Source organism: Chroococcidiopsis sp. SAG 2025 (assembly GCF_032860985.1).
In the GTDB taxonomy this organism is placed as follows: domain Bacteria; phylum Cyanobacteriota; class Cyanobacteriia; order Cyanobacteriales; family Chroococcidiopsidaceae; genus Chroococcidiopsis.
The window spans coordinates 1,999,138-2,012,189 of sequence record NZ_JAOCNC010000001.1 but is presented as its reverse complement, the minus strand read 5'-3'; the positions used below and the strand labels follow the sequence as shown (position 1 = coordinate 2,012,189).

The window sequence follows — 13,052 nt, the reverse complement described above, 5'->3', positions numbered from 1 at the left end:
TCGCTAGAGTAGGAATATGGAAAGAAAAGCATATCCTACTGATGTCAGTGATGACGAGTGGACATTTGTTGCCCCTTATCTTACTTTGATGAGCGAAGAAGCACCGCAACGAGAACATAGTCTCAGGGAAGTGTTTAACGGGTTGCGTTGGCTGGTTCGCTCTGGTGCCTCTTGGCGCATGATGCCGCATGACCTTCCGCCTTGGGCAGCAGTTTATCAGCAAACTCAACGGTGGATTGATGCAGGAGTATTTGAGGCAATTGTAGACGACCTCCGAACACTACTGCGGTTGGCTGCCGGACGCAAGGAGACCCCAACTGCGGTGATTCTCGACAGTCGCACCCTACAGTCAACCCCTGAAAGTGGAGGACGAGCTGGGTATGACGGTGGTAAACGCAAGAAGGGCAGCAAGGTACATGTTGCAGTTGATACTCTGGGACATTTGTTAGGACTGGTAGTGACCCCTGCGAACGAACAAGACCGCTCCCAGGTACAGGAACTTGCTCAACAAGTGCAAGAAATTACTGGTGAGACGGTGGAAATTGCCTTTGTGGATCAAGGGTATACCGGAGAACAAGCCGCTCAGGAGGCTGCCGTAGAAGGTATCCAATTGGAAGTCGTCAAACTACCAGAAGCCAAGAAGGGATTTGTTTTACTTCCTCGCAGGTGGGTAGTGGAGCGAAGTTTTGCGTGGACTGGGCGCTTTCGGCGCTTAACAAGAGATTATGAACGTTTAGCACAGACATTAGTTGGTTTTCATTTTGTTGCCTTTGCCGTCATAATGCTCAGGCGATTTGTAGATTTGGTAAGGCAAAGTGCATAACACGCTCTAGGCGTTGAACCCGACACTCTAGTCCAGCCACCCACGCTGCTAAAACTCTTTTTACAAAATGAATCTACCGTCGCATCTACTTGTAGCGTCCTGATCCGCCGCGAGGTATTTCAAAATCTTGGTGAATTTGAGCCAGAATTTCGCACTATGTACGAAGATATGGTCTTTTACACCAAAATATTTCTTCAAGCACCCGTGTTTGTCTCAGGGAAATGCTGGGATCGATATCGACAGCACTCCCAAAGTAGTTGTCGCGTAGCAATTCAGGAGGGAGAGTATAACTCTTTTCACCCCAGTCCCGCTCGTGGCACTTTCTTGCGTTGGGTAGAGGCTTACTTACGCGATCGCGGTGCTGAGGGAACGCAGGTGTGGAGCGTTCTCCAAACAGAATTACTGCCTTATCGGTATCCATTGTTGTATCCAGTAGGGCGAATGCTGAGACTGTGGCGACAGCAGGCGAAAAAGGTATTAAAGTCAGCTGGGCGACGGGTTTTACCCAGAGACTTGCTGTACTGGCTGAAATTTCAAAAAAGATTTAGAGGTACGTCACACTTAGGCGGAGTGCGCTTTGGTAATCTCCGCCGTCTCAAACCCGTCAGCCAAAACTTCGGTTTTAATCGCGGTTTGCCGATCGATCGCTATTACATTGAGAAATTTCTTGCCAGTCATACTGATGTCATACGCGGACACGTATTGGAAGTGAGCGAAAACAAATACACGCTCAAGTTTGGCGGCGATCGCGTTAGCAAAAGCGATGTCCTGCACGTAACTCAGGATAACCTCGCAGCAACAATAGTCGCTGACTTGACCTGTTGTGATGAAGACAGCATACCCTCAAATACTTTCGATTGCATTATTATCGCGCAAACCCTACCGTTTATTTACGACGTGCGGGCGGCGATCGCGACTCTACACAGGATATTGAAGCCAGGAGGGGTTATCTTAGCAACTTTCGCTGGCATTAGCCAAGTCAGCCGTAGTGATATGGAATCTTGGGGAGAATACTGGCGATTTACGACCCTTTCAACTCAAAAGTTATTTTCTGAAGCTTTTCCAGCAGCCCAGATCGAAGTAGAAGCGCATGGTAATGTATTAGCTGCAATGTCATTTCTACAAGGATTAGCCGTCGAGGAACTGCGCCAGGAAGAACTGGACTACTTCGATCCTGACTATGAATTGTTAATTAGCGTGAGGGCAACTAAACCAGAGGTAAATCATGAAAATACCTGGGAAAATACCTGGAGTCAATCGGATACGACGGTTTGCCCGTCGCTGTCGCAACCAGCTTCAGCCAGGGTCGCTGATCCTGCTCTATCATCGCGTTACTGACGTGAGTTGCGATCCTTGGGGATTGAGCGTAACACCCCAGCACTTTGCCGAGCAATTGCAAGTTCTGCGCCAATATACCCAGCTAACACAACTGCGGCGATTGAGCCAAGACGTAGCAGAGGGCAAACATCATCGCCGTAACGTGGTCGTTACCTTTGACGACGGCTACGCTGATAACCTCCACAATGCCAAACCAATACTCGAACGCTATGACGTGCCTGCGACTATCTTTGTTACTAGCGGCTATGTCGATCGCGAACGAGAATTTTGGTGGGACGAGTTAGAGCGGCTATTTTTGCAACCTGGGGCGCTACCCCAGCAACTAGAGCTAAATATCAATGGCTGTCAATATCAGTGGGATTTGGGAGAATTTGCCAATTACACCGAGTCAACATACCAGCAGCATCGTTATTGGAAAGCAGAACGGGAAGAACCCCCCACTCCACGCCAGTTGGTCTATTACGAGATCTGGAAACTGCTGCGCGTTTTACCAGAAGGCGATCGCGATCGCATTTTAGATCGACTGCTAGCCTGGGCGGGAATGACAGCAGGTAGCCGTTCGACCCATCGTTCTCTCTCCTTAGCAGAAGTAGCAGTTCTAGAGCGGGGATCGCTCGTTGAAGTCGGCGCTCACACGATCGCGCATCCATTTCTCTGCTCTCTGCCTTTATCTTCGCAGAAACAAGAAATTTACCACAGCAAAGCTCAACTGGAAGAACTGCTCGGACATGAGGTGACAAGTTTTTCCTATCCCTTCGGCAACTACACCTCAGACTCGGTAGCTATCGTCCGCGATGCTGGCTATGACTGTGCCTGTGCCACGATTCACGCTAGCGTCCAACGACATAGCAATCTGTTCGAGCTACCCCGCGTCGAAATTCAAGATTGGAATGGAGAAGAGTTTGCTAGGAGGCTATCGCGTTGGTTCGATGTTTAAAAGGGAGCAGAGAGCAGGGAGCAGGGGAAGAAATAATTCTAAATTTCCTTCTTGTCCTTAGCCTCTAAACCCTAACCCATAACCTCTAGTCATGCAGCCACTTGTTTCAGTTATTACTATATTCTTAAATGCAGAGGATTATATTGAAGAGGCGATCGCCAGTGCAATCGCTCAGTCATACGATGTTTGGGAACTGTTACTCGTTGATGATGGTTCTACGGATAACAGTAGCAAAATTGCTCGCGACTATAGCGATCGATATCCCGAAAAAATTCGCTATTTAGAACATCCAGGGCATGAAAATCGCGGTATGAGTGCCTCGCGCAATCTGGGGATTCAGCACGCACGAGGAGATTATATTGCCTTTTTAGATGCGGATGACGTTTATGCACCCGATAAAATTGCCCAACAAGTCGCAATTTTAGAGTCTCATTCTGAAGTTGGCTTGGTTTGCGGCAGAACGAAATGGTGGTACAGCTGGACGGGAAACGAGAGCGATCGCTTGCGAGATTTTCTCCAAAAGTATGCATTACCTTTGAATACCGTTATTTCTCCACCTGCGATTCTGATTCTATTTCTAAAAGATGAATGGGCTTCACTATGCGATGTTATGGTACGTCGCCAAGCTGTTGAAACTGTAAATGGATATGAAACATCTTTTCGCGGTATGTATGAAGACCAAGCCTTTCATGCCAAACTCTGTTTGAAATACCCAACTTTTGTATCGAGCCAATGTTGGTATCTCTATCGCCAGCACTCCCAAGCCTGTACTACTGACTCTCACATTAGTGGCAAAACTCTAGCAGCGCGACAAACTGTTCTCACTTGGCTGGAAAATTATTTATCTAAATCGGGATTGCAGCGATCGGCAGTTTGGCGAGTTGTTCAACAGCAACTCTTTCCTTACCGTCATCCCCACCTACATCGACTCTGGTTGAAGTGGCGGTTTGGCATTGTGTGGCGCGGACAAAAAATGTGGGAAAAATTCAGAATGACTAATGACTAAACTATTAATTATTTTTCCTTCTGTAGAAAGGGGTGGAGCGGAGGAATATGCTCTCACTATTGCCCGTGATGCTCAGCAGCAAGGCTGGCAAGTTCATGCAGCTTTTCCTAAAACACCTCAAACAACTTCTCTGGTTCAAGATTTTCAGCAGCAAAAAATTAGCTATCATTATTTAGAAATAGCTGAAACTTATACTCGAAAACTCAGAACTTTACGGCAGTATTTACCAGATTGCTTGCGAACGCTTTCCTTATTTTTACAACTTCAACCCGATGCGGTTATCGTCGTTCTTCCTTGGGTAAACCGCAGTTTAGGTACTATTTTTGCTTGCGCCTATTTAAATATTCCTACAGTGGTGGTGTTTCAGCTAGTTCCTTGTCAAATTACCTTAAGCCAGTGGCAATTAACACTTTACAATTGGTCGAGAGTTAGAAATCAACAATGGGTAGCTGTTTCCCAATATAGTCAAAAGTTAGTTGGTAAGATATTCCAGATGCCAGTTAGTGAAGTGAAATGTATCTATAATGGAACAAAACTGGAAATGGACAAAAAGCAAAGCCTTCAAGAAATTGTAGCGCTGCGCGATCGCCTGCGGCAAGAATTAGAATTACCGTTAACTAGCCGTTTAGTTCTAACTGTCGGTCGGCTGAACCAACAGAAAGGTTATAGCGACCCAATCCCCATTATTCCCACGATCGCTAAAGAATTTCCTGAAGTCAAGTTTATTTGGGTAGGAGATGGAGAAATGCGATCGCAGTTACAAGCAGAAGTCAAAGCGACAAAAATAGAAGCATCTGTACTGTTTCTCGGCTATCGAACTGACATACCACAGTTACTCAAAGCCGCCGATCTCTTTTTGTTTCCCAGCCATTACGAAGGATATCCCTTTGCTTTATTAGAAGTAATGGCTTACAGTCTACCAATTGTTGCTTCAAATGCTAATCCTATGCCAGAAATAATTACGGATCGGTTCGATGGTTTATTATTTCGTAAGGGCGATCGCCACGATCTTTTAGCTAAGCTGCGATGGGCTTTGCAAAATCCCCTTTTAATGCGAGGTATGGCAGAAAATTCCAAACTGCGAGTTCGGGAATTCTCTGCTACTAAAATGAGTTTTGAAACTTTGGATTTAGTGCAAAAATTAATAGCAAAAAATGGGAGTCAAAACGTTGCCTGAGATAAACAATTTTGCTCTGGTTAGCATGGCACATAACCAATTTTTTCAAGAAAAGCCGTGAATTATTTTAATTGTTTAGAAATTTTTGCGCTTGATAAAGTGAGAATAACATGCACCATTTAAAGGTAATTTTTCTGCCTTGGTGGTCGAGAAATCCTTATCAGCAGCTTTTAGTAACGCATCTCCAGCCATTAGGTATAGACGTAAAAACTTTCAGTGATAATGGGAAATTATTTCTGACTCCAGAGGTTATTCGCTGGCAACCAGATATCATTCACTTTCACTCACTATATCCATTGTATTTATCGTCAAACCCGTTGTCTTTTGTGATTAAGCTTTTGTTGTTCTTAACTCAATTAATATTTCTAAGACTTGCAGGAATTAGAATTGTTTGGACAGTTCACGATTTAAAAAATCATGAAAACATGCAAGTACGTGCCGAAAAAATTTATAGTATTTGCCTTGCAATATTTGCCAATGCTATTATTACCCATTGCGTACAAGCAAAACAGACGGTCATTAAATCATTTCATATCCTCAACAAAGGTAAGGTTTTTGTTGTTTCATATCCCCACTACATCAACTACTATGAAAATAATATAGACCGCGAGACAGCGCGAAAAAAACTAGGTATAACAGATGCCAATCTAATTTTTTTATTTCTGGGATTGATTCGGGCTTACAAAGGTATTCCCGAACTCATTAATGCTTTTAAGCAGCTAAAACAAGATAAAGTTTATTTAGTGATTGCCGGGAAAGCGTCTCAGGAATTAACTCAACAGATTCAGCAACAAGTGCAAGATTGTCATGAAATTAAATTCATTCCGGGTTTTGTCGCTGACGAGCAATTGCAAATCTATATGAATGCCTGCGATGCGATCGTACTACCATACCGAGATATCTTAACTTCGGGTTCGGCAATTTTAGCTATGTCCTTCGGTCGTGCGTGTGTTGCTCCCCGTAAAGGCTGTATTAGCGAAGCAATCGGTGATTTAGGAGGGTTTCTCTACAATCCAGAAGAAACGGACAGTTTGTTGTATGCTATGAAAGATGCAATTCAACACAAATCTCAGTTGCAACAAATAGGCGATCGCAACCGCCGAGTAGTGGAGCAGTGGAGCTGGGATAGCTTTGCACGCACGACACTACAAATTTATCAGCATCGATCTCGATCGACATCGAGCTTGCGATCGCCCTTGAATTGAATTTTGTCCATACCAAGCGGTTAGCGAGGAAAGACAAAATGCATGGTTTAACAGAGGTTAACTTATATAGTTTGCTGAGCAGAACGGCATGAGCCTACGTACTCAAGTCATGCGAGGCGGGACGTTCTTAGTTCTGCGCCAAGCATTAGGTATGATTCTCTCTTTGGGAGGTGTTTTACTACTTACCCGCATTTTAGGTCCGAAAACATACGGGCTGTACTCTGCCACGCTAAATATTTTTGTCTACGTTCAAAGTCTCAGTCAGTTAGGAATTGAGATTTATCTGGTGCGGCAGAAAGATGAAGAAGACATCAAACTTTACCATCAAGCCTTTACCTTGCTGCTCTTACTGGCGCTAGGAGGTACTGGCATATCTCTCATAGGAATACCCTTACTACAAGAGTGGGTACGCTTAGAAGGATTTAGCGATGTGGCTCGCGTCATGTTTCTGGGACTGCCAGTTGTGTTGCTGAGTCAAGTTCCTTTGGCACGACTAGAGCGGCACTTGGATTACAAACAAGTCGCTTTGATCGAACTGAACGGTCAGTTCGTTTACTACTTAGTCGCCCTTCCTCTGGCGTTTCAGGGAGCTGGTGTCTGGTCGCCTGCGATTGGATGGTGGATGCAACAAGTTATTACTTTAGGACTGCTTTACTGGCGGGCAAATTATCGCCCTCGTTTGCATTGGCAACCAGATGTGATTAAGCAAATGCTGAGCTACAGTGTTGGTTACTCTGCCTCCTCCTGGGTTTGGCAACTGCGTAACCTGGTCAATCCCTTAGTAGTTGGTAGGTATGCAGGTGCAGAAGCAGTAGGATTTGTCGCCTTAGCGATTCGGATTGTAGAAGTTCTGAGTTTTGTCAAAACTGCAACTTGGCGATTGTCGATCGCAGCTTTGGCTCGTCTCCAAGGCGATCGCGTGCGACTTGGTAAAGCAGTGAGCGAAGGTATGAGCCTTCAGATCTTAGCGCTGGGTCCCCTGTTAGTATTCGTGAGTTGGCTCAATCCTTGGCTGATACCGTTGTTGTTCGGTCAGCACTGGTTGCCAGTCATTCAAATCTATCCTTTTATTGCCCTCAGTTACCTCAGCAACGCCGTGTTCAATCTCCATTGTTCCGTGCTTTACGTCTTGCAGCGCAACTGGGAAGTGACAGCTTTCCACTTAGCACACATTCTCTTGTTTGTTGGCACGGCGTTGGTTGCAACCTCTCATTTTAATGGCTTCGTCGGCTACGGCTGGGGCGAGGTAGCAGCTTTAGCTAGCTATGCCGTTCTCCATGTTTTTGTCGTGCAACATATTAAAAGTCCTGCCTATCGCTTACCTACAATTTGGTGGCTAGCTTTGGTAGGAGCTTTATTTATTTACCAATTGGGTTGGTGGTCGGCTTTAGGTTTGGTCGCGCTGTTTTGTATGCCTGCTACCTATCGGCAGTTGAAATACTACATCGACAGCCTGCGGCAAGCTCAATCGGAGCGTTAACATCACTTGACAAAAGTCAGTCATAAATCAGCCATAAGTCAGTTAAAACAAGGCAAATTTATGCGTCCCAAAGTATCAATAATTGTACCCACATATAATAGTGAGGACTATATTGCCAGGGCAATAAAATCTGTATTGCAACAGACAGAATCTCAAGTAGAAATTATTGTTGTAGACGATGCTACTGTACAAGTGGTACAACAATATAAATGCGATCGCCTTCAATTACTGGTAAATGACGGCAATCAGGGACCTAGCTACAGCCGCAATCGCGGTATTGCCGCAGCTAGGGGAGAATGGATAGCTTTGTTAGATTCTGATGATTGGTTTGCCCCTGAAAGAATTGAAAAGTTACTACAAGTCGCTCTAGCAGAAGATGTAGATGTAGTAGCCGATGACTTATATCTCATTGCCAATCGAGCCAAGCAGCCGTGGGGAACGAGGTTTTCTGCTCCGCTAGGATTTGGTTGGCGACGACCTAAGTTTCAAGGAGTTACGCAAATCGATGCAATAGATTTTATTGAAATGGATTTGGGTGTGGTTAAACCCATGTTTAAACGTAGTTTTCTCGTTCATCATAATTTAAGTTTTGATGACAATTTACGTTATGGAGAAGACTTTCAATTCTATTTGAAAGCTCTCATTTGTGGGGCAAAGTTTATCATCGACTCTCAGCCATATTATTTTTATTGCTCTCGTCCCGGCTCTCTGATTACTGATTATCTAACATGTCAGCAGCAAATGTACGCGGATGTCGCTCGCTTCCTTCAAGTCGATGCAGTTCAAAACAACTTTGCTCTAACACGTTCTTTAACAAGAAGATATAAAATTGTTGGAACTCATTTAAGTATTAGTTTAGCTTACAACCAATTCAAAGCAGTGTTTAAAAGCGAAAAAATGTTCGCCGCGATCGCCACAATTATTACCAATCCTCAAATCATTGTCCTATCGGTTTTACATATCATCAGAAACTTAACACAGCGAGCGGCTCCGCTGTGGGTTGCTCTATCTCGCAAATCAAAAATATTCAGTTTAAATCGCCCATAGAGGAGTATCTAAAACTCATTTTCCTAACAATGCGATCGCCTGCTAATTTTAAAAATTTAACTTAAAAAGTTAAATTTTTCATAATGAAACTTTTACTTCGTGCGGAAAAGGTATTTACAGTTATATCGTTACTGACTCTGACGGGAGCTTGGTTTCCACGCCTGTATGAAATCGTCAGTGGAGAATCACTGATCGTACTCACATCAGAGGGAGTTGTAGCACTACAAATTCCTTTCTACTCGATTTATATCACTACCTTTGCACTCATATTGCTTCGATGGAAAAAAATCATTCAAGCGCTAGGAAAAGGTAAGTTTTTATTATTGCTAGTTGCGATCGCGATCGTCTCAATTTTATGGTCAGATGCACCTGCGATCACGCTGCGACGCAGTTTAGCCGTTTCAGGCGCGACTTCATTTGGCATTTATTTAGCTACACGGTATAGCCACAAAGAGCAATTGCATCTATTAGCTTGGACTTTTGGAATAGCAGTCTTATCTAGTATATTATTTACCATAGCGTTACCAGCTTACGCAATTGTTTCAGACCCAAATAGCGCAGCTTTAGGAGCGGTTTGGCAAGGGGTATATATCCACAAAAATGTTTTCGGTCGAATTATGACTTTAAGCACAATTGTCTTAGCGATCGTGGCTTTTAGTCATTCTAAATCTCGATATTTAGCCTGGATTACTTTTAGCCTTGCAGTCAGTCAAGTGTTACTGTCATTTTCTACTAGTTCTTGGATTATCTTAGCAATTGTTCTAGTACTATTCCCCCTATATCGAGCTTTGCGATGGAACTTTTCTTGGATGTTGCTACTATATATTGCCGTGGCACTATTTTGCGGTGGTTTAGCTGTTTTAATTACGAGCAATTTGGATCTTGTATTGAATAGTTTGGGAAAAGATTTAACCTTGACTGGTCGCACCAAAGTTTGGTCGGCTGTCATCGACAAAATTGGCGAACGTCCTTGGTTAGGTTATGGATACAGCGCTTTTTGGCGAGGTAATGAAGGGGCATCTGCTTATGTGCGGCTAGCCAGTGGATGGAAAGTAGCCTTCTCTCATAACGGCTTGTTAGATCTATGGCTCGATCTAGGATTCATTGGAGTTTCAGTTTACTTAATCGGCTTTTTTAAAGCTTTTACGCAAGCAATAACGTGGATGCGTTGGTCTAAAACATCTTATGGATTATGGCATTTAATCTTGTTGACATTCATATTTTTAACTAATTTTTCTGAAAGCACAATTTTGAAGTCAAATGATATTTTCTGGGTGTTGTATACAGCGACATACTTTTCGCTGTCCCAAAGCTCGATAGATGCTTAGCTTGGCTCAAAACTTCCGCCTAATTTTTAGCTATTAACTACTTGGAGCAAAAATGAATGACCTCTAGCTTAGCAGTTTTTATCCCGAGTCTCGATGGTGGCGGAGCCGAAAGAGTTATGCTCAACCTCGCTGATGGTTTTGCCGCTCAAGGTGTAAAAGTTAGTTTAGTTTTAGTTAAGGCAGAGGGACCATATCTGTCGCAAGTATCTTCAAAGGTAGAATTAGTTACCTTGGGAAGTCGGCAGAAGTTACTGCTCAGCTTTCCCGATTTGATAAATTATCTGCGGCGGGAGCAACCTGTCGCAATGTTATGCGGACAAGAGGATGCCAATATAGTCGCACTATGGGCAAAGCAACTGATGAAAGTATCGACTCAAATGGTCGCGATCGTCCACAATCATCTCTCACGCGATGCCCAAACTTCTACCCTACTCAAAAGACAACTGACACCTCATCTGGTGCGTTGGTTCTATCCTTGGGCGGATAAAATTGTCGCCGTGTCTCAGGGGGTGGCTGAGGATCTCGTCGAGATTGGTTTGCCAAAAGATAAAATTCAGGCAATTTACAACCCTGTCGTAACTCCAGAATTGCACGACCGGGCAAGAGAACCAATATCTCATCCTTGGTTTGCGCCAGACCAACCTCCAGTTATTATGGGTGCGGGAAGGCTAGAGAATCAGAAGGATTTTCCGACTTTGATCCGTGCTGTTGCTAAGTTACGGCAGCAGCGTCCCGTGCGGTTGATGATTTTGGGCGAAGGGACAAAACGACCTGAATTAGAGGCTTTGATAAGAGAACTCGATTTAATAGATAGCGTTGTCATGCCAGGATTTGTGAGTAATCCATACGCTTATATGGCAAGGGCAACTGTTTTTGTCCTCTCATCGATCTGGGAGGGTTTTGGTAACGTGCTAGTAGAAGCGATCGCAGTGGGAACTCCGGTAGTGTCTACTAATTGCAAAAGTGGTCCGGCAGAAATTTTAGAAAATGGCAAGTATGGAAAATTAGTCGCCGTAGGGGATGTTATGGGGATGGCTGAGGCGATCGCCCAGACGCTAGACTGTCCGCCAGCACCTACTGAATTACAGCGTCGAGCCGAGCGATTTTCCACAGCAAAAGTTTTAGCAGAGTATCGACAGATTTTACAAATAACCTAGTACAAAAGTCAAACATTCGTAGGGGCGGGTTTGTTTGCAAATGTTACATGTTCAGGCAGGGTTGGTTGTTGAAACCCGCCCGTACAAAAGTCAAACATTCGTAGGGGCAAGTTTGTTTGCAAATGTTACATGGTTTGCGCAGATTTTGTTGTGGAAACCCGCCCGTACACCAATTTAAAATCGTGGGAATTAGCATATGGAAAAGATCGGTGAAAAACAAATTAATGTTCTCATGGTGGGAGACAGCTTATCTAAGCAGGGAGGAATTGTAACTTTAGAAAAGCATATGTTAAAACACGCTCCTACTAACGTGCAAATTCACCATATTGGCACGGCAGTTGATGGTTTGGCAATGCAAAAAGCCTTTGGATTTGCGATCGCCCTGGTTCGGGTTCTCTTGGTGCTATTAACGAAAAAAGTGGATATCGTTCACGCGCATGTAGCCGAAAGAGGCAGTGCTTATCGCAAATCAATCGTGACTTTAATTGCTAAATTCTTGTTTCGCAAACCCGTAATTTTACATTCTAATAGTCCTGAGTTTCATGAATTTATCAGGGGTTATCTGTGAATGTCAGACAAGGATTGTTGTGGGCATTTAGTCAGTGCGATCGTTTCATTGCTGTTTCCGAGAGTTGGCGTAATTTCTATGTGGATAAATTTGGTTTAAAACCAGAACAAGTCTTAGTACTGGCTAATCCGATTGAATTGCCAAATCAAGTCCCTCACCGAGAGCGATCGAACCAGATTAATCTTGTTTTTTTAGGACGCATCGGACAGCGTAAAGGCACTTTCGATCTGATTCGTGCTTTTGCCATGTTACCTGAGCCGATAAGAAACCAAGCAAATTTAATCTTGGCAGGAGATGGAGAGGTTGACAAAGCCCGCGATTTAGTCACGAGCTATAGTTTAAAGATTAGCAACATTGGCGATCGCATTACTATATATGATTGGCTCAACCCGCAACAACGAGATGCTTTATTAACTAAAGCGCATGTCTTTATCTTACCTACTTACAATGAAGGATTACCCTTAGCTTTGCTAGAAGCAATGGGGTGGAAATTACCTGTCATCACAACGCCAGTAGGGGGAATTCCCGATTTGATTGTCTCGGGAAAAAATGGTTTATTAGTCCAGCCTGGAGACATTCAACAACTTTCCACTGCTATTGAATCGCTCATTCAGAACGAAAATTTTAGACTTTCCTTGGGTAGTGCGGCGCGGGAAAGCGTCATACCTTTGGATGTCAAAAGTTATTTCAGTTTCCTGTTACAAATCTACGATTTAGTATTAGATCTTCAGGAAAATCAGTAGTCAAAAGTTAAAAGTCAAAAGTCAAAAGTTAAAATGTATAGAGTTAATAGTAGCAAGCAATGCGATCGCACTGAGAATGTCAGTTAAAAGTGTAACAGCTTACACAGCAGAGAGTAGGTAGCAACAATAATTGGTATAAGAAAACTTACCAATCAATTTTAAAGAAAAAATTAAATAACTGTGTCTGTCCGAAAAGTAGGTTTATAACCTCGCTGTTTCCAACCTAGTTTTTTTCGGTAAAAC

At 43.7% G+C, this 13,052-nt stretch carries 12 protein-coding genes; all 12 read left to right on the top strand.

Annotated elements, in window-relative coordinates:
- The first annotated feature begins 16 nt into the window (after positions 1-16).
- The 12 genes from N4J56_RS09605 to N4J56_RS09550 all read left to right on the top strand — a co-directional run bounded on the left by N4J56_RS09605 (position 17) and on the right by N4J56_RS09550 (position 12,809).
- Positions 17-823 carry an IS5 family transposase gene (locus tag N4J56_RS09605; RefSeq protein WP_317104639.1) on the top strand — a complete coding sequence of 269 codons (807 nt, stop codon included), beginning with the start codon at positions 17-19 and terminating at the stop codon, positions 821-823.
- 156 nt (positions 824-979) lie between these two features.
- Positions 980-2,161 carry a class I SAM-dependent methyltransferase gene (locus N4J56_RS09600; protein WP_317106254.1) on the top strand — a complete coding sequence of 394 codons (1,182 nt, stop codon included), beginning with the start codon at positions 980-982 and terminating at the stop codon, positions 2,159-2,161.
- Positions 2,049-3,098 (top strand): polysaccharide deacetylase family protein, encoded by a 1,050-nt coding sequence (locus N4J56_RS09595; protein WP_317106253.1) that lies wholly within the window; start codon positions 2,049-2,051, stop codon positions 3,096-3,098. Before N4J56_RS09600 ends, N4J56_RS09595 begins: the two co-directional genes overlap by 113 nt.
- A gap of 91 nt (positions 3,099-3,189) precedes the next feature.
- Positions 3,190-4,104, top strand: coding sequence for a glycosyltransferase family 2 protein (locus tag N4J56_RS09590; RefSeq protein WP_317106252.1), 915 nt, complete (start codon positions 3,190-3,192; stop codon positions 4,102-4,104).
- Entirely contained in the window at positions 4,097-5,281 is a 1,185-nt protein-coding gene (locus tag N4J56_RS09585; RefSeq protein WP_317106251.1) for a glycosyltransferase family 4 protein, read from the top strand. Before N4J56_RS09590 ends, N4J56_RS09585 begins: the two co-directional genes overlap by 8 nt.
- Before the next feature lie 110 nt (positions 5,282-5,391).
- Positions 5,392-6,486, top strand: coding sequence for a glycosyltransferase family 4 protein (locus tag N4J56_RS09580; RefSeq protein WP_317106250.1), 1,095 nt, complete (start codon positions 5,392-5,394; stop codon positions 6,484-6,486).
- Positions 6,487-6,574: 88 nt separating this feature from the next.
- Positions 6,575-7,966 (top strand): oligosaccharide flippase family protein, encoded by a 1,392-nt coding sequence (locus N4J56_RS09575; protein ID WP_317106249.1) that lies wholly within the window; start codon positions 6,575-6,577, stop codon positions 7,964-7,966.
- 60 nt (positions 7,967-8,026) lie between these two features.
- Positions 8,027-9,013, top strand: a complete 987-nt coding sequence (locus N4J56_RS09570) for a glycosyltransferase family 2 protein (RefSeq protein ID WP_317106248.1) — start codon at positions 8,027-8,029, stop codon at positions 9,011-9,013.
- Positions 9,014-9,096: 83 nt separating this feature from the next.
- Positions 9,097-10,341 (top strand): O-antigen ligase family protein, encoded by a 1,245-nt coding sequence (locus tag N4J56_RS09565; protein ID WP_317106247.1) that lies wholly within the window; start codon positions 9,097-9,099, stop codon positions 10,339-10,341.
- Positions 10,342-10,397: 56 nt separating this feature from the next.
- On the top strand, positions 10,398-11,498 hold the full coding sequence (locus N4J56_RS09560) for a glycosyltransferase (RefSeq protein WP_015154422.1): 1,101 nt from the start codon (positions 10,398-10,400) through the stop codon (positions 11,496-11,498).
- Positions 11,499-11,694: 196 nt separating this feature from the next.
- A complete protein-coding gene (locus N4J56_RS09555; protein WP_317106246.1) occupies positions 11,695-12,066 on the top strand; it encodes a hypothetical protein in 372 nt (123 codons plus the stop codon).
- Entirely contained in the window at positions 12,063-12,809 is a 747-nt protein-coding gene (locus N4J56_RS09550; RefSeq protein WP_317106245.1) for a glycosyltransferase family 4 protein, read from the top strand. Before N4J56_RS09555 ends, N4J56_RS09550 begins: the two co-directional genes overlap by 4 nt.
- Positions 12,810-13,052 lie beyond the last annotated feature (243 nt).

Excerpts from the sequence above, each read along its gene's own strand:
- N4J56_RS09605 (WP_317104639.1), top strand. The coding sequence starts at position 17 with ATGGAAAGAAAAGCATATCCTACTGATGTCAGTGATGACGAGTGGACA.
- N4J56_RS09600 (WP_317106254.1), top strand. The coding sequence starts at position 980 with ATGTACGAAGATATGGTCTTTTACACCAAAATATTTCTTCAAGCACCC.
- N4J56_RS09595 (WP_317106253.1), top strand. The coding sequence starts at position 2,049 with ATGAAAATACCTGGGAAAATACCTGGAGTCAATCGGATACGACGGTTT.
- N4J56_RS09590 (WP_317106252.1), top strand. The coding sequence starts at position 3,190 with ATGCAGCCACTTGTTTCAGTTATTACTATATTCTTAAATGCAGAGGAT.
- N4J56_RS09585 (WP_317106251.1), top strand. The coding sequence starts at position 4,097 with ATGACTAAACTATTAATTATTTTTCCTTCTGTAGAAAGGGGTGGAGCG.
- N4J56_RS09580 (WP_317106250.1), top strand. The coding sequence starts at position 5,392 with ATGCACCATTTAAAGGTAATTTTTCTGCCTTGGTGGTCGAGAAATCCT.
- N4J56_RS09575 (WP_317106249.1), top strand. The coding sequence starts at position 6,575 with ATGAGCCTACGTACTCAAGTCATGCGAGGCGGGACGTTCTTAGTTCTG.
- N4J56_RS09570 (WP_317106248.1), top strand. The coding sequence starts at position 8,027 with ATGCGTCCCAAAGTATCAATAATTGTACCCACATATAATAGTGAGGAC.
- N4J56_RS09565 (WP_317106247.1), top strand. The coding sequence starts at position 9,097 with ATGAAACTTTTACTTCGTGCGGAAAAGGTATTTACAGTTATATCGTTA.
- N4J56_RS09560 (WP_015154422.1), top strand. The coding sequence starts at position 10,398 with ATGACCTCTAGCTTAGCAGTTTTTATCCCGAGTCTCGATGGTGGCGGA.
- N4J56_RS09555 (WP_317106246.1), top strand. The coding sequence starts at position 11,695 with ATGGAAAAGATCGGTGAAAAACAAATTAATGTTCTCATGGTGGGAGAC.